The sequence below is a fragment of the Streptococcus macedonicus ACA-DC 198 genome (genome assembly GCA_000283635.1).
GTDB lineage: Bacteria > Bacillota > Bacilli > Lactobacillales > Streptococcaceae > Streptococcus > Streptococcus macedonicus.
In genome coordinates this window covers 293574-314459 of the sequence record HE613569.1, presented here as the reverse complement: position 1 = coordinate 314459, position 20886 = coordinate 293574, and the positions used below count along the sequence as shown (strand labels likewise).

Here is a 20886-nt window from a genome sequence, read left to right as displayed (position 1 = left end):
TTTTATATGTTATACTGATATTATAAACTATACCTTTACGGTAAGGTCAAGGAGAAAGAATGGAAAATAAAAATTATTTGACTATAGGAAAACTTAGCAGCTATTCTGGTATACATATCAAGGCTTTAAGATATTATGAGTCTATCGGCATTTTACATCCAGCATTAATTGATGCTAATAATGGTTACCGCTATTACTCTCATGCACATATTCCATATGTGAAAATTATAAAATTATGTGCTGATTATGGAATTCCTCTAGGGACTTTTAACGACTTTATTAAGTCCGAAACTGAGATCAATTTGACCGAAATCATTAGAAAAGCTAGTAACATATTAGAATTAAAAGAAAAGCAATTAAAAGAGGATAAGCAATTTTTAGAATATATACAAAATGAAATAAGCTTATCTCAAAAACTAGACTCATCAATTAATGTTGATTTAGAGCAAACTCATGAGGATTTTATCTTGATACCTTTCGATGATGTATTTTTTTCAAATAAGTACTATGATACAATTAATAAAACTATCTCTATGTTGAAGGATTTAGAAATAGAATTTTTTAACCGAATTGGGTGTTATTATTCACTCCAGTATGGTAACTACGATAAATTTCTTGCCTTAAAAGTTCGGGGCCACTCATCAAAGTTAAAAAACATAAAAATTTTGCATATTGATCATGTCTGTGTTCAAGCACAACATATTGAACCTGATAAGATAACGGATGAATTAATTAGACTTAAAAAACTTAAGCAAAATTCTATATTAATTCTGGAAACTTACGAAAATCCGTACAACTTTTCAACGCCACATCTGGAATTAAGGATATTATTAAATTAATTGGCAGTTATCTAAAAATACAATACTAGATATGTATCTAGTATTGTATTTTTTAATTTGGGAGTAGGAATACTACATTTTCTGGGCTAATATTTGTTCTAACATTTCCCCAAGGAAATGTCCCACCATATCCAGCTTCTTGAACGTTAAATGTTCCATCTGGGTTCACCCCAGTTACTACTGCCACATGACCATATGGTGAGGTTCGAGCTGTAGTAGACGTTCCATATCCTGTAAAATGGTCAGTAAATCCTGAAGCAATAACTCCTGGAGCCAAATTTGTTCGACGCAAGACTCCTTGACTCACACCATTTGTTCCCCAATAACCTCCATTACCATTTACTATGTTTGCTATATATGGTTCTGTTGCAAAGTTTTCCAAAAAATCTATTTTAGTGTAAAATTGAGAAAAAAGACAGAGAGGACAGAGTAATGAATCATTTTAAAGGCAAACAATTCAAAAAAGACGTCATTATTGTCGCTGTTGGTTACTACCTGCGTTACAATCTAAGCTATCGTGAAGTTCAGGAATTGTTATATGATCGTGGAATAAATGTTTGTCATACTACGATTTATCGTTGGGTGCAAGAGTACAGCAAAGTCCTCTATTATCTTTGGAAGAAGAAAAATAGACAATCCTTCTATTCATGGAAAATGGACGAAACCTATATCAAAATTAAGGGACGTTGGCATTATCTTTATCGTGCAATTGATGCGGACGGCTTAACCTTAGATATCTGGTTACGAAAGAAACGGGATACTCAAGCAGCCTATGCTTTCTTAAAACGACTTCATAAACAGTTTGGACAGCCTAGAGTCATCGTGACAGACAAAGCACCTTCTCTTGGCTCCGCCTTTAGAAAGTTACAGAGTGTGGGTTTATATACTAAGACAGAGCACCGAACTGTGAAGTATCTTAACAATTTAATAGAACAAGACCATCGACCTATTAAACGACGGAATAAATTTTATCAAAGTCTCCGTACAGCCTCTTCCACGATTAAGGGCATGGAGACCATTCGAGGAATATATAAAAAGAACCGAAGAAATGGAACGCTCTTCGGCTTTTCGGTGTCTACTGAAATCAAGGTATTAATGGGAATACCAGCCTAAGATATTCTGAGTTCAGAGAGGGCTCGTTTGATTTTCAAACTTCGCAACAGAACCCACTTATGTGATTGGGAAATAAAATTAGAAAGGAACTAATATGCTAAAAATAAAATATGTACCTGTGGAAAACTGTGAAGCAGAATGGGGAGATAAAATGGCTTTAATAAAACGATTTGAAGGATTAAAATTAAAAACCCTTAATAATCTACTAACTGAAATGAGACTACATCCAACTTTTGCAGAATATGTCATTAACTCTGGACATAGAACAGTGTGGATAAACTTCAATGGTTTTTTGATGTTTTTGCGATTTAGACAAAACAAAAGATATAAGGAGGTAAGTTGATGAATAATATCCGCCTCCACTCTATTGTTCAGAAGAGTATAAAAAAATCATCTAAAAAAGGTTATGTAGATGTTAAATTCAGAACCCGCTTTATTAACCCTCTAACAGAAAAAAGGCGTGAAATTCTCTCAGAATGGTATACTGTTCCAAATAAAGCAGATGAAAATGGAAAAATAAAAATATCTCCTCAAATAAAATCTTTAGTTTATAAGGAACTCCAAATTAAAGCAAATGAAACGTTTGAAGAAATAACAAAAAAATCACTCAAAGATAAAGAAAATATAACTTTAAATGAAGTTTGGACCTTATGGCATCAAGAAAGATTAAATCAGAAGTTAGTTCAACCTAAAACATTAGCAGGTGAGGAGGGTAGGTATAGAAATCATATTCAAAAGTATATTCCTCAAGAGACCCTAATAAAAAATATCCCTACAAATTTAATTAAAAACTTTATCGATTCTTTATATCCTATCGGGAGTCACAAAAGAATAGCTCAAAGTGTAAAATCAGATTTATCATCTATTTTTAAATACGCAATTGCTAATAACTTTATCTCTCCAGACCAGAATCCTATGCCCTACATTACAATTGGCAAAAAAGGACTTGAGGAAGAGATTAAAATTCTTAAGGAGAAAAATATTGAAGATTATTACTTAGAGTCATCGGAACTTAGGGAGGTCTTAGAGATAGTTAAAAAATATAACGAACAATACGCAAGAATATTTGAGTTCCAGGCACTTACTGGTATGAGAATTAGTGAAGTTTTAGGCTTAAAAATTGAAACTATTGATTTTGATAAAAAAATAGCTTCTGTAATTAGAAGTCGAGCTACTCATTCTGGAGCTTCAGAATCTAATTACGAAGGAAATGTAAAAAACTTACAAAGCTATAGAAAGGTTCAACTCTCAGATAGAGCAATTGAGATACTTCGTGAAGAAATTGAAGAAAACATTAAGCATATTCAATTCAACCCTGACTACAAAGATAACGGTTGGATTTTTACATCTAAAAGTAAAAACAAACCTGATTTCAATGGATCCCCTTTACATTATAGTGTTCTAAATAATTTTCTAAACTCTTCTCAAAATGGGAAGAAGAATAAAAAAGGCAATCAAAGACGTGTCGGTATAAATATTGATGAAAAGATAAGTTTTAATAAACATATTTCAACTCATATCTTCAGGCATACTCATATAAGTTTTCTTGCAGAACAAGGCGTTCCACTTGAAGCTATTCAAGATCGAGTAGGGCATAATAGAGGAAGTAGAGTTACTAATATATATCTCCATGTAACTCAAAAGACAAAAGACACAATCACACCTCTAATTGATTCATTAACTCAGCAATAACTCATCAAAGTATTAATGGGGGCCAATTCGGGGCAAGAATCCTAGTTATGGATACTTCATTTCTTAAGACCTGGTTGGAAAGATTTTTCTTTGAATAAATTTCAAAAGCTTGTAATATCAATGTTTCCACAAGTTTTCAAAACTCACAATTTCATCCAATTCCAACTAATTTCATCTGAATGGTGTGAACTTTATCCTAAAAATACACGAATTGAGCTGATAAATACTAAAAGTTCACACCATTAGTTAAATTATTTTTAGTTACATACATTTTTTTTAGATGATAGACCTCCTAATTTATTTCTTATAGCATTTGAGCAAACCTCCGTTATCAGAAAACAACCAGAAAGAAAAACTGAAAAATTAATCAATATCTGTATTTTTTCCCGTGGTCAAAGCTATGATACTCCCATTTTACTTTATCTAATTGTTCTAGCCATTGTTCAAATAATATTTAAGGACAAGACTTTCCAACCCAGTTATCCTCAGAATATCCCTCATGCAATATTTTTCTTCATATTAAAGGATATGAAGATATTTTTGAATATCTGGTTCTCTACCCAATACTCCCAATCCATTTTGACTTTAAATTAAGTTTTAAATTTATCTTTTGTCCTAGATTATCCCTTTAACTCTGGTACATCCTCTGGCAATAATTTTTCCAATAAATTCTTATCTAATTCTTCATGAGCGTCTCGTACAAGTCTTTTAGCTTGGTTCATCGTAATATCATCAAACAAATTACGCACCACTCGACCGTTAGCAAAGTTTCCATTTTTTTCATCTAGCTTGTTTTGAAGCCATAGTCTAACTTTTTCAATCATCGCTTCATCAACAGAATAATCACTTTCCTCACAAATATTTTTAAAAATCTCCACTAGCTCATCAATCGAATAATCTTCAAAAAAAATAAAGCTATTAAACCTTGATTTCAAGCCAGGATTTGACTCAAAAAATTGCTCCATGAGATCTGTATAGCCTGCCACAATCACGACCAAGTCATCTCGATAATCCTCAAGTGCTTTCGTGAGTTCTGTCAAGCTTTCTTTACCATAGCTGTCTGTATGATTATTTTCTGTGATACTGTAAGCTTCATCTATAAACAAAACTCCACCTTTTGCACGATTGATAAGTCGCTTAACTTTGATTGCCGTCTGTCCCTGATACTCTGCAATCAAGTCAGTACGACTCGCTTCGATAAACTGTCCCTTACTCAATAAACCAATCGCTTTATACATATGCCCAACGATTCGAGCCACTGTAGTTTTACCAGTACCGGGATTTCCTAGAAATGCCATGTGCAAGGTTCTATTGGATTTCGCTAAACCTTTTTTTGTTCGTAAGTGTTGAATTTGATTGTATGTAATTAAATCCGTCACTTGACGTTTAACGTTTTCCAAACCAACTAAGGTATCTAAATTATGTAAGAGTTCCGGCAAAGAAAAATTCGCTTCTTCCTTTAAAACATCGACCATGTTTTCAATTTGTTTTGAACCTAAAAAGGTAAATAAAAGTTCTCTCGCTTCATTTAGGAATTTTGAAGTTTTTGGAGAATTTATTTTCTTTTGCTCTTCACCTATTTTTTTTAAAAACAGAAGGCTCGCTTGTCCTGCTATGTCTGTGGCAATTTCTGCTACAAGCTTTTCAAACTCATTTTCCGTACCATAGATAATGTCGAGTTTTTTCGCTTCCTTCTCTAGCTTAATTATGTAGCTCTCTGAAATCATTAAATTACCTCACTAAGTATCAATACGAGCAAAATGATAAATGCAATAAATGAGATTATTGCGAGAAGTCTTGTTCTTTTTAGTTGATTTTGGAAATATTCCTTCAGTTCATTCAATTGTTCTTCCATTTCTGAGTGGATACTTTTGACTTGAGTTAGACTTTCATTTTGATTTTCTTCAATCTTTTTAGCAATTTTTGCAAAAGCTTCATCACTTGTATTTTTCAGCTCATGTATCTTTTCTAAGTTGGATTCTTCCAGTTTTTTAACTGTATCATCTAAGTGATCCAACTTTTCATCAAAACCTTTTTTCTGATTTAGAACTACCTTATTAATATCAGAGCTGAGAGTTTCAACTTTAGATTCCGTTTCACTCTGAATATCTTTTAAGTCTTGAGCCACTTGCAGAAAGGCTGCATCAATTCCAGTTTTTTGAGCTTCCATCTCTTTTGATAAGGATTCATCAAAATTTCTAATCGTATCCGATAAATCATCTAATTCTGTTTTTAGCGTTTCAATTTCACTACTTACAGTTATGATTTGCTCAGAAATCTTATTATTTTCTTTTTCAAGTTCCTGGCTCTTCACATAAAAATCTGAGTAAAGCTTATCTACATCTGTAATATGTTCAATTTCATCAAGTTTTTCTTTATGAGTTTTCAATTTTTGGATGACTTCTTTATGATTTTGAAGCAATGTATTGTTTATTATAACTAATTTTTTTATGTCATCTTGTGCTGTCTTAACTTTTGCGGCATTTTTCCCAGCTTTAACTCCCGCTTCATGTGCTTGATTAGAAGCCTTTACAGCTCCTGCCAGAGAAACATTTACCAGTCCTAAAGTTTCAATAATTGAAGTATATACTGAGCCAAATTCTTGAGTGGTTTTTTTTATTGCTTGATTTTGCCCAATTAACCTACTTTGAACCTTTGAGGTAAAATTATTTAATTCTTCTCCCGTAACTTTATAATCAAACCGACCAAAAAGTCCCCCCCTTTCCGCAACCGTCGGCAAATTTTCACTTGAATTAATACTTCGGACTAAGGACTTTATCTCCTTTTTCTTTTTCTCTAATTCATTGACCTTCTTGGCGAGCTGGAGACTAGTATCACCAGTATTTTGCTCTACAGTCTGCTTCTTTTCTTTATTATCACACGCAACTATTGTGTTACTTTGAGCTTTTTTATTTCGTGAGTTACTCTTTGTTTTTTCTACAATTTTATTATCTTTTTCTGTTGTTTTAGAAAAATTAATTTGATAAAAATACTTTCCAAACCGATAATCCTTAGTCAAAAATCCTTCCTTCACAAGAACATCGATAAGGTAATAAATTTCCTGCCAGCCTTGGATTTCCACATAAGCATTTATATCTAACATATCTAGGTCTGCTTTCTCAAACGAAGAACCTTTTGGATATGCCCACGAAAGAAAAACTTTTAATTTATTTAATTTGTCATTATTCATAATGTCCCCTTATTTCAACAGATCTATAGTCAGAAAAATTTGGGAAGTGTCCCGTGTTATCTATCTTGTTAAAATCTTTTACTACGATGTATTTGTTTTATACATACCATTATCTCTTACATCTGGAAATCTCACAACAAATCATCCAATATCTTAGATAGACTATCTAGTTCTTTTTGTTGTCTATCTAATTCACTTTTATTTTCAGATATAAAATCTATCTTCGAGATTTCTATATTGTCGTTGTCAGAAATCCTTTTGAGTGCTGCCCTAGCGTTTTCTTGAGTCTGCTGAATGAAATTTTGGGTATTTCTCCTCTTTACTTCTATTTTAGCTCCAGCCACAGCAATCTGTTGTTCTTGTAGATTTAAGATCTCATTTTGCTTAGCGATTATTGCTTTAGATGACTCTTCTTTCAGTTTATTATCAATGAACTTATCGATCTGCCTCATGATAAGCATGCTAATAATCGCCATCACTATCCCACTGATCAATAGCCCAATCATATCTGCAATACCACCAGCAGCTAACGCCGGAAAAACAGCAACTAATCCTTTACCAACCACTTCACTAAAAGCGATGGTACCAACTGTCGCAAGCCCCGTAACTACAATTTTTGAAATTCCTGACATCATCTCAACTGAGGACTCTCGCTTGTGATTAGGACTTTTCATATAAGTCATGACATCTTTCACGGTTTTCCAGCTTTGTTTGAGGAAGGTAATAGCTTTATTAATAACTGTTACGACCTCCCCAAAGATTGCGGTTACAACGGTCGTCACAGCCGTTCTCGTAGATTGGAAAAGATTCTCTTTTAGGTTTCTAATAAAGTTTGACAAAGCAGATTTGAAATGATCCATCAGAGTATTCAGTTTCCGCCCTTTTTCTTTGATCCAAATAATCATTTCTTTTAGAACTTCCTTGACAAAGCCTGCCAACAAGGACATCAGAACTGCTTTTCCTGCACCTTTTAGTATCCTCACGCCTTCATCACGACGGGAAGCTTTGCCCAGTTCTTCTATCTCGTCTTTTCCTGCTTGTTCCGCATTTTGTTTGGCTTGTCTAGCTTCGTTATCTTTCTTTCTTAGTGCCTTTTCTTGATTATCAGTAATTCCCCAAATCTCTTTTGGTGTTTGCCCGTTAGCATTGGGATGGTTCAGCCAATCTTCCATTGACAAATCCCCTTTAGATTGATTCCAAGCACTGTTTATTTCATTGAGGTTTTGCGGACTGTTTGCAAAAGCAATTCTTGCATCTTCCGACATATACAAATTAGCAGCTGGATCCCTCATCAGCTCTCCTGCTGACATAGTATGATCCATATCTGTCCCACGCTCTTTTGACCCACTTGGTCTATTTTTATCATAGGGTGTACGAGCCCCTTTAACAAGATTTACTTTAGTTTTCCCAGAGCGGTCTGTATGATATCTGATATTCCCTTGAGCATCTTTTTCAAAGTTGCTTTGCATGGCTTCATGCTTTTGCTGATATTCCCCAGCATGTGGATTGTGCTCTGCAAATTTTCCATCAGCAAAATTGTCCACGGTTTGGAAGTGTGCATCCCTGCTTAAATCAAGGTTCAAACCACCATTGTTACGAATGAAATCTTCGCCAAACTGTTGTGCAATATTATTATTAAATCCTTCCACAGCAGCATCAATAACCGCATTCACCAAACTTTCTGGCGTGCCGATTTTATCACGCTGTTCCTTTATCACTTCCAAATCAGCAATTTGATCTTCTAATTGTTGAGAAATCAAATCCTCCATTGCCTCAAAGTCAAAGTCTTTTATAGCTTCGTTCTGTAGCATATTTTCGTTAGCCATAATAAAGCTCCTTGTCAAATATTTGTTACTTTCATTATACCACGAAAACCTTTCCAAGAAAGAAACGAAAAATAAATAAAAATATTAAATAATTGACTTGAGAAGTCATGGGAAAGCCTTTTTATCTTTAGTAGAATAAGATTATGCAAGGTAACTTGTAAATAAAAAATAGTCCAAATACAAATATGATGCGCATCAAACGGACGGACTGAAACAAATAGTGAACTGACATTAGTCGTTTGCTCACTATTCTGATTCTCCGTTGTTTTGATGTGCTTTTTTGTCAAACCCTGAGCTTGTTTCTTTCCGTTCTAAGACGAAAGGAAACAATTATGAGCAAAGTAGAAGACAAACGTGATGAATTAATTGAGAAAGCTGCAAAACGTGACGAATGGGATGAAGTGCTCCGCCTGCTTGACCACCCGCTCGCAAACGCAGAACGTAAAGACCGAGCGTATGGACTTTTGAGTCTTCATTGGAATATTGGGACAGCCGATAACCTACAAATTGAATTAGGGGACGAAATTTCCGATTCTAGTCTTAATCCATTAGAATCCTTGATTCAAAGCGAACTAAAAAGGAACAAGTCAATCCATTTACTGCTTTTCAAACTTTTGATGAAGTAGATCGAGTAGGGCATAATAGAGGAAGTAGAGTTACTAATATATATCTCCATGTAACTCAAAAGACAAAAGACACAATCACACCTCTAATTGATTCATTAACTCAGCAATAACTCATCAAAGTATTAATGGGGGCAAATTGGGGGCAAAATCATACTAAAAAGGCTTATCCTTTCGGATAAACCTTGATTTAATCATGTATTATAACTGATTAAGCTTTGTTTGCTGAACCAAATACGTCGATACGTTCTTCAACAGCTTCTGTAATAGCTTCGAAACCTGGTTTCAAGAATTTACGTGGGTCGAAAAGTTTTTTCTTATCGTATTCTTCTTCGTTTGCTTCGTATTCAGCAACAAATTTACGAGTAGCTTTAGCGAATGCAAGTTGACATTCAGTGTTAACGTTAACTTTAGCTACACCAAGTTTGATAGCTGCTTGAATTTGATCGTCAGGGATACCTGATCCACCGTGCAATACGATTGGGAAGCCTGGAACAGCTTCAGTCAATTTTTGCAAGTGGTCAAGGTGAAGACCTTTCCAGTTTTCTGGGTAAGGACCGTGAATGTTACCGATACCTGCAGCCAAGAAGTCAATACCAGTTTCAACCATTGCTTTAGCGTCTTCGATTGGTGCCAATTCACCTTCACCGATGATACCGTCTTCTTCACCACCAATTGAACCAACTTCAGCTTCAACTGAGATGCCTTTAGCGTGTGCTTTTTCAACAACTTCTTTAGCCAATTTAAGGTTTTCTTCAACTGGAAGGTGTGAACCGTCGAACATTACTGAAGTGTAACCAACTTCGATACATTCCAATGCATCTTCAAAGTGACCGTGGTCAAGGTGAATAGCAACTGGTACAGTGATACCCATTGATTCTACAAGGTTTTCGATAAGTGCTTTACAAAGTTTGTAACCACCCATGTATTTTGCAGCACCCATTGAAGTTTGGATAAGGATTGGAGCTTTTTTAGCTTCTGCTGCACGTAAAATTGCTTGAGTCCATTCAAGGTTGTTTGTGTTAAATCCACCAACTGCATATCCGTTGTCACGGGCTGCTTTGACAAATTTTTCCGCTGAAACGATTGCCATTATATAGGCCTCCTATTTATTTTTTGGGATAATCCCTTTTACACGTACATTTTATCACAAATCTCATCAGATTGCTAGTGTTACTTGAAATTTGACTGATTTTCTATGAAAAAACGCCCACAAATGACAAAATTTACTGAAAATGAAAGCTTTATTTCATACTATTATTTTCCATTGAAAACAAAAAAGAGCTCTATAATTTCTGTAGTGGGTAACTCCACTGTGGAATTATAGGGCTTTTTGAATATACACAAAAAGTCCCATATAACTTATAATGAAAAGCGACCAAACTCACATTAGAAAGCATCATATGGAACAACTCTATCATACTACACAATTGATTGGAATTAAAGACAAAAATATCACGTTGAACAAAGTTTTGAAACACAAGACACACATTGAGATGATAGCTACACTGGACTACGCTCCTGGAAACTGTAATCACTGTCAGGGAAAACAGATAAAATATGACTTCCAAAAGCCATCGAAAATACCATTTCTTGAGGTGGCTGGCTTCCCCAGTCTTATTAGGCTCAAGAAACGGCGTTTTCAATGCAAGAATTGTCGTAAGGTAACCGTCTCTGAAACCAGCTTGGTACAGAAAAACTGTCAAATCTCTGAACCTCTCAGACAGAAGGTCGCGCAAGCCTTGGTCAATCGTCAAGCCTTAACACACATTGCTCAGGATTTAGCGATTTCAACCTCTACCGTACACCGAAAACTCAGGGAATTCACTTTCAAAGAGGACTTCTCTCGTCTGCCTGAAATCCTCTCCATCGATGAGTTTTCGTATCAAAAAGGAAAGCTTGCCTTCATTGCACAGGATTTTGAGACCAAGAAAATCATCACCATCCTTGAGAATCGGACACAAACAACCATTCGCAATCATTTCTTCAGGTATTCTAAAGAGGCTAGGAACAGCGTGAAAGTCGTTACCGTTGATATGTCTGGCAGCTACATCCCGATGATTCCTAAGCTCTTTCCCAAAGCTAAGATTGTTATTGACCGTTTCCACATTGTTCAACACATGAGCCGTGCTCTTAATCACACACGTATTCAACTTATGAAACAGTTCGACAAGAAATCTTTAGAATATCGTGCCCTCAAATACTACTGGAAATCCGTGCTGAAAGACAGTCGTAAACTCTCTCTAAACAGCTTTCGTTCAAGGACTTTTGGAGAAACGCTCACACCAAAAGAATGTTTGACCGAGATATTCCACCTTGTCCCTGAGTTGAAAGGGTATTATGACCTCTACCAGCTCCTACTGTTCCACCTGCAAGAGAAAAACGCTGACTACTTCTTTGACTTGATTGAAGAAGCCTTACCACATCTCAATCAAACCTTTAAAACAGCTCTGAGAACTATCCTTCACCACAAGCAACACGTCATAAACGCTATTGAGCTTCCTTATTCTAACGCCAAACTGGAGGCAACCAACAAACTCATCAAAGACATCAAGCGTAATGCCTTTGGATTCAGGAACTTTGACAACTTTAAAAAACGTATCTTTATCGCTTTAAACATGCAAAAAGAGAAGACGCATTTCGTCTCCTCTCGTGCTTAGCTATAAGTCACCCACTACAGTTGACAATGAGTCCAAAAAAGACAAGCCTTAGCTTGTCTGCTCTGCGGAAAGAGGGACTTGAACCCTCACGATCTAAAGCGATCACAGGATCCTTAGTCCTGCGCGTCTGCCAATTCCGCCATTTCCGCTGTTCCTTAACAACATATAAAATTATATCAACTTATCTTTTGGCTGTCAACACTATTTTTCATATTTTTTCAAGAAAGTTGAAATTTTTTCAATATATGATTGAGGATCAGTTTCAAAGCATTTGGCATGTCCCGCACCTTTAACGATATACAATTCTTTCTCGCCTTGTGTGGCTTGATAATTCTTGTAAACCATACTTGTTGGCACAAAAGTATCATCACCGCCATGGATGAAAAGAACTGGACGGGTGTTATTTTTTAATTGGTTCACACTACTTGCTTGACCGTAAGAAAAGCCTGCACGAATTTTTGAAATTGCAGATACTTCATAAAGAATTGGGAAAGCTGGGAGATTATACATTTCTTTAGCTTGATATTTTAACTCATCCCAGACACTACTATAACCACAATCTTCAATAATATTAACAACTTGGTCAGGCAAACTTTCTTCACCAGAAGCCATCATAACCGTTGCTGCTCCCATAGAAACACCAAACAAGGTAATTTCGCTGTCTGAATTTTGTTCAACTAGCAGCTCCGCCCATTTTATGACATTTAAGCGGTCGTTCCAGCCATATCCAATGATTTGCCCTTCGCTGTCACCATGAGACATATTATCTGGCATAAGGACATTGTAACCTAGCTCATGAAACATCCAAGCATAAGGCTTCATATCTTCCTTATCGTTTGTAAAGCCATGAACAACAATAACCGTTTTATTTGTTGCTGTTTCTGCAGGAACATACCAAGCATCTTGTTTTAAACCTTGGTTGGTCATCCAAAGTGTTTCTTTTGTCAGTTGGTTAAAACTCTGCTCATAGGCGTAGAGAGGATTGTCTTTTGAACGACCATTATTATTAATGAATGATTTTTCTTCACGAATTTGTGCTACATGGAAAAAATAAAAACTTGCTCCGACACTTACTACAAAAAGTAGAGCAATAATTCCTAATAAAATACGACGTTTTCTAATTCTTATTTTTCTCATGCTCACTATTATACTATTTTTTCCTAAAAATAAAAGGGGTATAGATTCATTAGAATTGTATTATCAAAAAAACACTCCCAAGCTTTTAGCTTAAAGAGTGTTAATCTGTTTTAGTGATTATTTGCTGTTTTCAATCGCTGCTGTCACAAAGGCTGTGTAAAGCTCTTCTGGACGGTTTGGACGACTTTGAAGTTCTGGGTGATATTGAGCAGCCACAAAAAATTTTTTCTCTGGCAATTCAACAACTTCCATCAAGCGGTTATCTGGTGATACACCTGAGAAAACAAAACCTGCTTCTTCAAATTGATCACGGAATTTAGTGTTAAATTCGTAACGGTGACGGTGACGACGTTGAACAACTTCTTGGTTGTTGTAAGCGTGTGCTGCACGTGAACCTGGTTTTAATTTACATGGGTAAAGCCCAAGGCGGAGTGTTCCACCCATATCCTCGATGTCAATTTGGTCACGCATAATATCAATAATTGGATATTTAGTATCTGGATCAAGCTCAGCTGAATTTGCACCTTCCAAGTTCAATACGTTGCGAGCAAATTCCACACAAGTCAATTGCATACCAAGACAGATACCAAGCATTGGCATGTCTTTTTCACGCGCATAGCGGATTGCTTCAATTTTACCTTCTGTACCACGTTGACCAAATCCACCTGGGACGATGATACCATCAGCATCACTAAGCATTTTTTCAACATTGTCAGCTGTAAGATCGTTGGCATTAACCCATTTAAGGTCAATAGCCGTATCATTAACATAACCTGAGTGTTTAAGAGCTTCAACAACTGAAAGGTAAGCATCTGGCAATTCGACATATTTACCAACAAGAGCAATCTTAGTTGATTTTTTAAGATTCATAATCTTATCAACCATTGCAGACCATTCTGACATATCAGCTTTGGGCACATCCAATTTCAAGTGGTCACAAACGATTTGGTCCATGTTTTGAGCTTGCATGTTAAGTGGAATTTGATAAATGTGATCCACATCAAGCGATTCAATAACAGCTTCTGGAGCAACATCACAGAATTGTGCCAACTTATTTTTAATATTTTGACCAGCTGGTTTTTCTGTACGGATAACCAACATATTAGGTTGAATCCCAAGACCACGCAATTCTTTAACAGAATGTTGTGTTGGTTTAGTTTTCATTTCACCAGCAGCCTTAAGATATGGAAGAAGCGTTGTGTGAATGTACATAACATTATCAGCACCAACATCTGCTTTCATTTGACGAAGGGCTTCAAGGAATGGAAGACTTTCAATATCACCAACTGTACCACCAACTTCTGTGATGATAACATCAGAATCAGTTGTTGCCGCGGCACGTTTGATTTTTTCTTTCAAAGCGTCTGTGATGTGTGGGATAACTTGGACAGTTGCACCAAGATATTCACCTTTACGTTCTTTACGAAGAACTTCGCTATAAATTTTACCAGTTGTTACGTTAGAATATTTATTAAGGTTGATGTCAATAAAACGTTCATAGTGACCAAGATCAAGGTCAGTTTCAGCACCATCGTCTGTCACGTAAACTTCACCGTGTTGATAAGGGCTCATTGTACCTGGGTCAATGTTAATATAAGGGTCAAATTTTTGGATAGTTACTTTAAGACCGCGATTTTTCAAAAGACGACCAAGACTTGCAGCCACGATTCCCTTACCGATAGAAGAAACAACACCACCAGTAACAAAAATATACTTAGTCATTAAATAAAACTCCTTTTAAATAAAATAATAGCAAACGATAAGTGCTTGAAGATTAAGAATAACAACAAATCAAAACATCCATAAGATATTTGATAAAAAAGTAAATAAACATTTACTTTTAGGAAAACAAAAATAGCTCCCTAAAAAGTTAGGGAGCTTTCATACGACCTCTAAAAAAGAGGTGCCCGAATAATAATATAAACTATCCTGTGGCGTTTGTCAAATGATAATTGACAACTTTTTTTAATTTAGTAAAAAACTAATGCTGATGACTACTCTTCGTCTAAATCATCGTCTTCGTCGTCTTCTTCGTTGATGTCAACTTCTTCGTCCAAATCTTCATCTGGAATAATTTCGTTGATTTCTGAATCGTATGACTCAACTTCTGATGTTTCGTCATCTGGATTTTCTTCATCGTATTCTAAATCAGATGATTCAGGTGTGAAATCTTCATCTTCTGGATCATCATCTGAATAATCAATGGCATCTTCATCACCATCCATGAAGGCATTAACACGTTTCGGTTTACGTTTTGGTGCTCCATTTTCATCTTCTTCAAGAGTGATGATTTCTTCGTCAATTTCATCAATAGCATACCATGAACGGAGTCCCCATTTGTTATCCCCAAGTGGAATAAAACTTCCGTCAACGTTCAATACAGAATAAAAATATGGCAATGCTTCACGAATTTCTGCATCTGATTTTTCAAGGTAGTTTTGGATCTCATTTACAAGATCGCTGAAATACATTTCATGATCACGTCCACGTTCTTCTAAAATCGCACGGGCAACTTCAATCATTGAAAGTTCGCTTTTTTCTTGTCCAGCAAATACTTCTAATTCCAAGGTAGTTCTCCTTATTATTTAGGATATGAGCAAATAGCCACAAAAACCCTATTATCTTAAATTTCGTTACTCTCTATTTTACGCTAATTTTGTCAATTCGTCAAAAGATTTATAAGAATTTCTGATAAAGGGCATAAAAAGCCAAGTAATCTTACGATTACCTGACTTTATAGGTATTTATCTAAGATAAATTATTTTACTTTTGCAGTGCTTGTGACAACGTCAACAGCTTTCTTCATAACGATGTCGTGTTTAAGCATATCAGCTGAAAGAAGTTTACGAACTTGTTCAACTTCCATGTTATATTCTGAAGCAAGGTCGTTGATTTCTTTTTCGATTTCTTCGTCAGAAGCTTCAAATCCTTCAGCTTTAGCGATAGCTTCGATAACAAGGTTAGTTTTAACACGTTTGTCAGCGTCAGCTTCGTATTGTTTGTGAAGGTCTTCTTCAGTTGTACCAGTCAATTGGAAGTACATTTCTGGAGAGATACCTTGACGTTGCATGTTGCCCATGAATTCGTTCATAGCACGGTGCACTTCGTCATGTACCATTTCTTCTGGCAATTCAACGATTTCAGCGTTAGCGACTGCCAATTCAAGTGCAGCACCTTCAACAGCATCATCATATGCGATTTCTTTAGCTGCTTCAAGTTCTTTACGGTATTTAGCTTTCAATTCGTCAAGAGTTTCAACTTCTTCGTCGATATCTTTAGCTAATTCGTCATCAAGAGCTGGAACTTCTTTAGTTTTAACTTCGTGAACAGTTGTTACAAATTTAGCATCTTTACCAGCAAGGTCTTCTGCTTGATAGTTTTCTGGGAATGTTACGTTAACTTCTACAGTTTCACCAGCTTTAGCACCTACTAATTGGTCTTCAAAACCAGGGATGAATTGACCTGAACCAAGTTCAAGTGAGAAGTTATCACCTTTACCACCGTCAAATTCAACACCGTCAACTGAACCTACGAAGTCAATAACAACTGTATCGCCAAGTTCTGCAGCGTCTTCTTTGATGATAAGTTCAGCAAGATTGTTGCGTTCGCGTTCAATTTTTTCGTCAACTTCAGCATCAGTTACTTCTTTTGTAGCTTCAACTGAAACTTCAAGGTCTTTATAGTCTCCAAGTTTTACTTCTGGTTTTGTAACAACTTCTGCAGTCAATGTCCATTCTTGACCTTTTTCCATTGATTGAATGTCAATTTTTGGTTGAGCAACAACATCAAGGCCAAGTTCAGCAACTGCTGCCTCATATGCTGCTGGAAGGATAGCGTTCAAAGCATCTTCGTAAAGTGCTTCTTCACCAAATTTTTGGTTAAATACGGCACGTGGCATGTGTCCTTTACGGAATCCAGGTGCGTTTAAATTTTTCTTAACTTTGTTGAAAGCTTGATCAAGAGCTGGTTGGATTTTATCTTGACCGATTGTGAATGTAATCACGCCACGGTTAGTAGCTTTGTTTTCAAATGATACAGACATGAAGTCATTTCTCCTTAAAATTTTATATACAGTTTAGTTTACCATATTTCACAGGCTTTTAAAAGTTTTTTGTGTAAAAATCCTAAGGCAATTACCACTCTATTCGCAGAATTGGTGCGTATTGAACAGGCTCTTAATGACATTACGGTCAACTTTTCTCATTTTACTGTCCTATATATAAATTTCAGCAATTCTTAATTTATATTAAACTCTTGCTTGCTATTCGTTTTTTTAATAAACTAATGGTATGACTATTATCTCTAAATATCTCGAACAATTACAAATCGAACAAATCGCTGTGGATCTTATTTCTAAGGCGGTTTCATTGATACTTCTTTTTCTATTTTTCTTAATTGTAAAGCGTGTTGCTGATTTTGTTTTTAAACATGCGGTAGAAAAATCGATTACGCTTTCACGCCAAACGGAAGCTCGCCAAGAGACAATCAGCAAACTTTTGCACAACATCATGAACTACACCATCTACTTTTTCCTACTTTATTGGCTGTTGAGTATTCTTGGTGTTCCAGTTTCTAGTTTATTGGCTGGTGCTGGTCTTGCTGGGGTCGCTATTGGGCTTGGTGCACAAGGCTTTTTAACTGACATGGTTAACGGATTCTTTATTCTTCTTGAAAATCAATTTGAAGTCGGTGATTCTGTCGTTATTGGAACAGTTGAAGGAAATATTTCAAGCGTCGGTATTCGTACCACAAAAATTCGCGGTTTCGACGGAACACTTCATTTCATTCCTAATCGTAATATTACTATTGTTTCTAACAAATCACGTGGTGATATGCGTGTTCAGATTGATATGCCAATCTACGCTCACACAGACTTAGAAAAAATCTCAAATATCATTAAGACGATCAACAAAGAACAGCTACCATCTTATCCTGAAATCGTTGGTAGTCCAACCATTTTAGGACCACGTACAAATAACATTGCACAACTTGTTTTCCGTGTTGAGATTTTCGTGCAAAACGGCAAACAAAGTTACATTTATTCTAACTTTTACCGTCTTTACCAAAAAGCGCTTTTGGAAAATGACATTGCATTGTTAACGATGTATGCCAACCCGACACTTACAAAATAGAATATTATAAAAGAGGACCCCAAGTGTCCTCTTTATTTATTTTTAAAATTTTCGAATTGGGTCTGATGTATAAGTTGCACGCGCGCCACCAATTAATTTTGGTCGGCTCGCTAAAGCAGTCACATGAGCGCCGCCCAACTCACGTTGCACTGGAATTAACGGCACTTGTACGCGCTTGACATGCATACCAATAAAGGTATCTCCAATATCTAGCCCAGCATGTGCCACGATTTCTTCAACCTCGACAGGATCTTGCATGAACTTGAAAGCAGCGACTTGTCCACTTCCGCCCGCATGCAGATTTGGAATAACATTAACGATTTCTAATTCTTTTTTCTCAGCTAATTCGCGTTCAACCGTCAAAGCACGATTTAAATGTTCACAACCTTGCACAGCTAGATAAATTCCACGCTCATTTAGTACATCTAAAATCGTCTTAACAATCACTTCACCGATTTCAGAACTGCTATTTTTCCCAATCAAACCACCTGCAACCTCACTTGAGGACAAGCCAAGAACAAAAATTTGACCTTTTTTAATAGCAGAGCGTTCAACAATATCAATCACAATAGCACGTGTTTGCTTTTCTAATTCTTGTAGGTTCATGTCAATCCTCCTTTTACTTCATTATACACTAATGTTTTTCAAAACGCAGATAAGCAAGATAGACAAGGTAACCAACAAACATTCCAAAGAAATTTTGTAAAACATTTCCTAAAATACCTGCCCAAGCAGCACCCAAGCCATACCCCAACAACAAGGCGGCTACAAAATACCAGCCAATCATTGAAACACTAGCTAGTACAAGACCCAGAATACGTTTTTTCCCATTCCAGCCTGCAAAAAATCCTTGTGCTCCATGTGCAATCAGACTATGAAACATATATTGTGGATAGCCCAGCAAAAGGTCAATAAGAAAGCCAGATAAGCCACCGACAATTGCTCCAGATTTTGAACCTAAATAATAAGCAGTAAAATAAATTCCAACATCTAACAAGGTCAAATAACCTGTTGGGGTTGGAATATGAATGTAAGCCAAAACAACACTCAAAGCTGTCAAAACAGCCATTAAGGTTAAGTCACGCGTATTAGTTTTCTTCATAATTTTGTTTCACTCCATATTGGTCTGAATGACGAATCGCTTGATAAACGAACTCTTTAGATTGTTCAACAGCAGCTTTGGCAGACTTTCCAAGTACTAATTGGCTTGCAATGCTTGAAGCGAATGTACAACCAGCACCGATATTATTATTTTCAAGGACAGGTGTCTCAAAAACAGTCACGTTTTCACCGTCGTAAAAAACGTCAACCGCTTTTTCCTTACTTAATCGGTTGCCACCTTTAACAACCACGTTTTTCGCTCCTAACTGGTGCAATTTTTTCGCCGCAGCTTTCATATCATCCAAAGTTTTGATTGAGGTTTGGGTCAATAGCTCAGCTTCTACCAAATTCGGCGTGATAATGGTCACATATGGAAAAAATTTCAAGAGTTCATCACGAAGCGCTGAAACTTCAACATCATGCTTTTCTTTACAAACCAAAACTGGGTCAAGAACAATTGGAATTCCAACGTGCGATTCAACGAATTCAAGTGCTAGATCAGCAACTTTCACGTTTGGCAACAAGCCAAGTTTTATCCCTGAAAAAGGAACATCTTTGAGACTATTTAATTGGTGAGAAAAAACTGTTTCATCTGTCGCAAAAACATCAAATCCATTTTCTGTCAATGCCGTTAAGCAAGTTATCGCTAGAAAACCATGCAAGTGATTGGTTGTATAGGTCGCCAAATCAGCATAAAGACCACCGCCACTAAAAATATCATTTCCTGAAATGGCTAAAATGTACTTATTTGTCATAATTAACCTCCTTTAAATAGAGACCATTCCCCGCTGCCGTAGGGCCTGCTAAATCACGATTTTTCGACTCTAAAACCGTCTTAATCTGACTAACTGGCATACGACCATTACCAATTTTCAACAAGGTTCCAACCATATTGCGTACTTGCTTGTAAAGAAAGCCATTGCCACTGAATGTAAACACAAAGAAACCTGTTTTGTCATCAATAGCAACTGTTGCTCGCGTAATCGTGCGAACTTTATTTTCGACAGAAGTCCCAGAAGCCGTGAAACCTGTAAAATCATGTGTTCCTACCAAATCCTTAATAGCCTCTTGCATACTTATCAAATCTAAGGGATAGGGGTAATGCATCGCATAATGCCTCATCATTGGATTTTTGGGTCGCCCAGCATCTACTAAAAACTCATAAGTCTTGCTGTGCTTATTGTAACGGGCATGAAACTCATCACTGACTTGCTCGACTTTCACCACATCTATATCTTCTGGAGACTGCGTATCCAAACCAAATCGTAATTTTTCCACATCACGCGCCTGTGGCAGATCAAAATGTACGACCTGTCCATAAGCATGCACCCCTGAATCTGTACGACCAGCACCATGCACTTTAACTGGATTACCACTATTTAATTTCTGTAATGTTTTTTCTAATTCTTCCTGAACAGAACGCTCACTCGGCTGTCGTTGAAAGCCAGCAAAAAGCCTACCGTCATAGGAAATCGTTGCTTTATATCTCACCATGAGTGTATTTTATCATCTTAACAAAAGACTTTCCAGAAAATTTAGAACAAACTGTCCCCATACAGAATTTTATATAAAA

20 protein-coding genes and 1 tRNA gene are annotated in these 20886 nt (G+C 36.3%); 7 read left to right on the top strand and 14 right to left on the bottom strand.

Annotation, left to right across the window (positions count from 1 at the left end):
• Nucleotides 1-59: 59 nt before the first annotated feature.
• Complete coding sequence (locus SMA_RS01720) at nt 60-839, top strand: MerR family DNA-binding transcriptional regulator (RefSeq protein ID WP_014293936.1); 780 nt, start codon at nt 60-62, stop codon at nt 837-839.
• A 52-nt stretch (nt 840-891) separates the two neighbouring features.
• On the opposite strand, the gene SMA_RS01715 is transcribed toward SMA_RS01720, so the two are convergent.
• A complete protein-coding gene (locus SMA_RS01715; protein WP_228750713.1) occupies nt 892-1131 on the bottom strand; it encodes a hypothetical protein in 240 nt (79 codons plus the stop codon).
• 140 nt (nt 1132-1271) lie between these two features.
• On the opposite strand from SMA_RS01715, the gene SMA_RS01710 reads away from it, so the two are divergent.
• The 3 genes from SMA_RS01710 (at nt 1272) to SMA_RS01700 (ending at nt 3644) form a co-directional block, all read left to right on the top strand.
• Complete coding sequence (locus SMA_RS01710) at nt 1272-1952, top strand: IS6 family transposase (protein WP_014293935.1); 681 nt, start codon at nt 1272-1274, stop codon at nt 1950-1952.
• Nucleotides 1953-2046: 94 nt separating this feature from the next.
• Nucleotides 2047-2295 (top strand): hypothetical protein, encoded by a 249-nt coding sequence (locus SMA_RS01705; protein ID WP_014293934.1) that lies wholly within the window; start codon nt 2047-2049, stop codon nt 2293-2295.
• On the top strand, nt 2295-3644 hold the full coding sequence (locus tag SMA_RS01700) for a tyrosine-type recombinase/integrase (protein WP_014293933.1): 1350 nt from the start codon (nt 2295-2297) through the stop codon (nt 3642-3644). Before SMA_RS01705 ends, SMA_RS01700 begins: the two co-directional genes overlap by 1 nt.
• A 620-nt stretch (nt 3645-4264) precedes the next feature.
• Here the strand turns inward: SMA_RS01700 and SMA_RS01695 are convergent.
• From SMA_RS01695 to SMA_RS01685, 3 genes are all read right to left on the bottom strand, one after another.
• Entirely contained in the window at nt 4265-5371 is a 1107-nt protein-coding gene (locus SMA_RS01695; RefSeq protein ID WP_014293932.1) for an AAA family ATPase, read from the bottom strand.
• Entirely contained in the window at nt 5371-6834 is a 1464-nt protein-coding gene (locus SMA_RS01690) for a coiled-coil domain-containing protein (RefSeq protein WP_014293931.1), read from the bottom strand. Before SMA_RS01690 ends, SMA_RS01695 begins: the two co-directional genes overlap by 1 nt.
• Before the next feature lie 131 nt (nt 6835-6965).
• Nucleotides 6966-8660 carry a hypothetical protein gene (locus SMA_RS01685; RefSeq protein WP_014293930.1) on the bottom strand — a complete coding sequence of 565 codons (1695 nt, stop codon included), beginning with the start codon at nt 8658-8660 and terminating at the stop codon, nt 6966-6968.
• 332 nt (nt 8661-8992) lie between these two features.
• On the opposite strand from SMA_RS01685, the gene SMA_RS01680 reads away from it, so the two are divergent.
• Nucleotides 8993-9286 carry a hypothetical protein gene (locus tag SMA_RS01680; protein ID WP_048816333.1) on the top strand — a complete coding sequence of 98 codons (294 nt, stop codon included), beginning with the start codon at nt 8993-8995 and terminating at the stop codon, nt 9284-9286.
• A gap of 208 nt (nt 9287-9494) precedes the next feature.
• On the opposite strand, the gene SMA_RS01675 is transcribed toward SMA_RS01680, so the two are convergent.
• The gene (locus SMA_RS01675; protein ID WP_014293929.1) at nt 9495-10376 is read right to left on the bottom strand and encodes a class II fructose-bisphosphate aldolase; all 882 of its coding nucleotides are present in this window, start codon (nt 10374-10376) and stop codon (nt 9495-9497) included.
• A 310-nt stretch (nt 10377-10686) separates the two neighbouring features.
• On the opposite strand from SMA_RS01675, the gene SMA_RS01670 reads away from it, so the two are divergent.
• A complete protein-coding gene (locus tag SMA_RS01670; protein WP_014293928.1) occupies nt 10687-11943 on the top strand; it encodes an ISL3 family transposase in 1257 nt (418 codons plus the stop codon).
• A 63-nt stretch (nt 11944-12006) separates the two neighbouring features.
• On the opposite strand, the gene SMA_RS01665 is transcribed toward SMA_RS01670, so the two are convergent.
• The 5 genes from SMA_RS01665 to tig all read right to left on the bottom strand — a co-directional run bounded on the left by SMA_RS01665 (nt 12007) and on the right by tig (nt 17122).
• Nucleotides 12007-12092: transfer RNA gene (locus tag SMA_RS01665), tRNA-Leu, on the bottom strand.
• 52 nt (nt 12093-12144) lie between these two features.
• Complete coding sequence (locus SMA_RS01660; protein WP_014293927.1) at nt 12145-13080, bottom strand: alpha/beta hydrolase; 936 nt, start codon at nt 13078-13080, stop codon at nt 12145-12147.
• Nucleotides 13081-13197: 117 nt separating this feature from the next.
• Nucleotides 13198-14802, bottom strand: a complete 1605-nt coding sequence (gene pyrG / locus SMA_RS01655) for a CTP synthase (protein WP_014293926.1) — start codon at nt 14800-14802, stop codon at nt 13198-13200.
• Nucleotides 14803-15074: 272 nt separating this feature from the next.
• Complete coding sequence (gene rpoE / locus SMA_RS01650; RefSeq protein WP_014293925.1) at nt 15075-15647, bottom strand: DNA-directed RNA polymerase subunit delta; 573 nt, start codon at nt 15645-15647, stop codon at nt 15075-15077.
• A gap of 191 nt (nt 15648-15838) precedes the next feature.
• Nucleotides 15839-17122 (bottom strand): trigger factor, encoded by a 1284-nt coding sequence (tig, locus tag SMA_RS01645; RefSeq protein ID WP_014293924.1) that lies wholly within the window; start codon nt 17120-17122, stop codon nt 15839-15841.
• A 247-nt stretch (nt 17123-17369) separates the two neighbouring features.
• On the opposite strand from tig, the gene SMA_RS01640 reads away from it, so the two are divergent.
• Entirely contained in the window at nt 17370-18212 is an 843-nt protein-coding gene (locus SMA_RS01640; protein WP_014293923.1) for a mechanosensitive ion channel family protein, read from the top strand.
• Between the two features lie 42 nt (nt 18213-18254).
• Here SMA_RS01640 and SMA_RS01635 read toward each other — a convergent pair whose 3' ends face one another.
• The 4 genes from SMA_RS01635 to truA are packed head-to-tail and all read right to left on the bottom strand — an operon-like array spanning nt 18255 to nt 20807.
• Nucleotides 18255-18818: a TIGR01440 family protein gene (locus SMA_RS01635; protein ID WP_014293922.1), complete on the bottom strand. Its 564-nt coding sequence runs from the start codon at nt 18816-18818 to the stop codon at nt 18255-18257.
• Between the two features lie 28 nt (nt 18819-18846).
• Entirely contained in the window at nt 18847-19314 is a 468-nt protein-coding gene (locus SMA_RS01630) for an ECF transporter S component (RefSeq protein ID WP_014293921.1), read from the bottom strand.
• Nucleotides 19301-20068 (bottom strand): bifunctional hydroxymethylpyrimidine kinase/phosphomethylpyrimidine kinase, encoded by a 768-nt coding sequence (locus tag SMA_RS01625; protein ID WP_014293920.1) that lies wholly within the window; start codon nt 20066-20068, stop codon nt 19301-19303. The genes SMA_RS01630 and SMA_RS01625 overlap by 14 nt, the downstream gene beginning before the upstream one ends.
• Nucleotides 20058-20807 carry a tRNA pseudouridine(38-40) synthase TruA gene (gene truA, locus SMA_RS01620; protein ID WP_014293919.1) on the bottom strand — a complete coding sequence of 250 codons (750 nt, stop codon included), beginning with the start codon at nt 20805-20807 and terminating at the stop codon, nt 20058-20060. The genes SMA_RS01625 and truA overlap by 11 nt, the downstream gene beginning before the upstream one ends.
• Between the last annotated feature and the right edge of the window lie 79 nt (nt 20808-20886).

What these genes read in the sequence shown, in the direction of transcription:
- SMA_RS01630 (WP_014293921.1), bottom strand. Translation starts at nt 19,314, where the DNA reads ATGAAGAAAACTAATACGCGTGACTTAACCTTAATGGCTGTTTTGACA.
- SMA_RS01625 (WP_014293920.1), bottom strand. Translation starts at nt 20,068, where the DNA reads ATGACAAATAAGTACATTTTAGCCATTTCAGGAAATGATATTTTTAGT.
- truA (WP_014293919.1), bottom strand. Translation starts at nt 20,807, where the DNA reads ATGGTGAGATATAAAGCAACGATTTCCTATGACGGTAGGCTTTTTGCT.
- SMA_RS01705 (WP_014293934.1), top strand. Translation starts at nt 2,047, where the DNA reads ATGCTAAAAATAAAATATGTACCTGTGGAAAACTGTGAAGCAGAATGG.
- SMA_RS01670 (WP_014293928.1), top strand. Translation starts at nt 10,687, where the DNA reads ATGGAACAACTCTATCATACTACACAATTGATTGGAATTAAAGACAAA.
- SMA_RS01690 (WP_014293931.1), bottom strand. Translation starts at nt 6,834, where the DNA reads ATGAATAATGACAAATTAAATAAATTAAAAGTTTTTCTTTCGTGGGCA.
- SMA_RS01675 (WP_014293929.1), bottom strand. Translation starts at nt 10,376, where the DNA reads ATGGCAATCGTTTCAGCGGAAAAATTTGTCAAAGCAGCCCGTGACAAC.
- SMA_RS01660 (WP_014293927.1), bottom strand. Translation starts at nt 13,080, where the DNA reads ATGAGAAAAATAAGAATTAGAAAACGTCGTATTTTATTAGGAATTATT.
- SMA_RS01700 (WP_014293933.1), top strand. Translation starts at nt 2,295, where the DNA reads ATGAATAATATCCGCCTCCACTCTATTGTTCAGAAGAGTATAAAAAAA.
- SMA_RS01640 (WP_014293923.1), top strand. Translation starts at nt 17,370, where the DNA reads ATGACTATTATCTCTAAATATCTCGAACAATTACAAATCGAACAAATC.
- tig (WP_014293924.1), bottom strand. Translation starts at nt 17,122, where the DNA reads ATGTCTGTATCATTTGAAAACAAAGCTACTAACCGTGGCGTGATTACA.
- SMA_RS01635 (WP_014293922.1), bottom strand. Translation starts at nt 18,818, where the DNA reads ATGAACCTACAAGAATTAGAAAAGCAAACACGTGCTATTGTGATTGAT.
- SMA_RS01680 (WP_048816333.1), top strand. Translation starts at nt 8,993, where the DNA reads ATGAGCAAAGTAGAAGACAAACGTGATGAATTAATTGAGAAAGCTGCA.
- SMA_RS01720 (WP_014293936.1), top strand. Translation starts at nt 60, where the DNA reads ATGGAAAATAAAAATTATTTGACTATAGGAAAACTTAGCAGCTATTCT.
- pyrG (WP_014293926.1), bottom strand. Translation starts at nt 14,802, where the DNA reads ATGACTAAGTATATTTTTGTTACTGGTGGTGTTGTTTCTTCTATCGGT.
- SMA_RS01695 (WP_014293932.1), bottom strand. Translation starts at nt 5,371, where the DNA reads ATGATTTCAGAGAGCTACATAATTAAGCTAGAGAAGGAAGCGAAAAAA.
- SMA_RS01685 (WP_014293930.1), bottom strand. Translation starts at nt 8,660, where the DNA reads ATGGCTAACGAAAATATGCTACAGAACGAAGCTATAAAAGACTTTGAC.
- SMA_RS01710 (WP_014293935.1), top strand. Translation starts at nt 1,272, where the DNA reads ATGAATCATTTTAAAGGCAAACAATTCAAAAAAGACGTCATTATTGTC.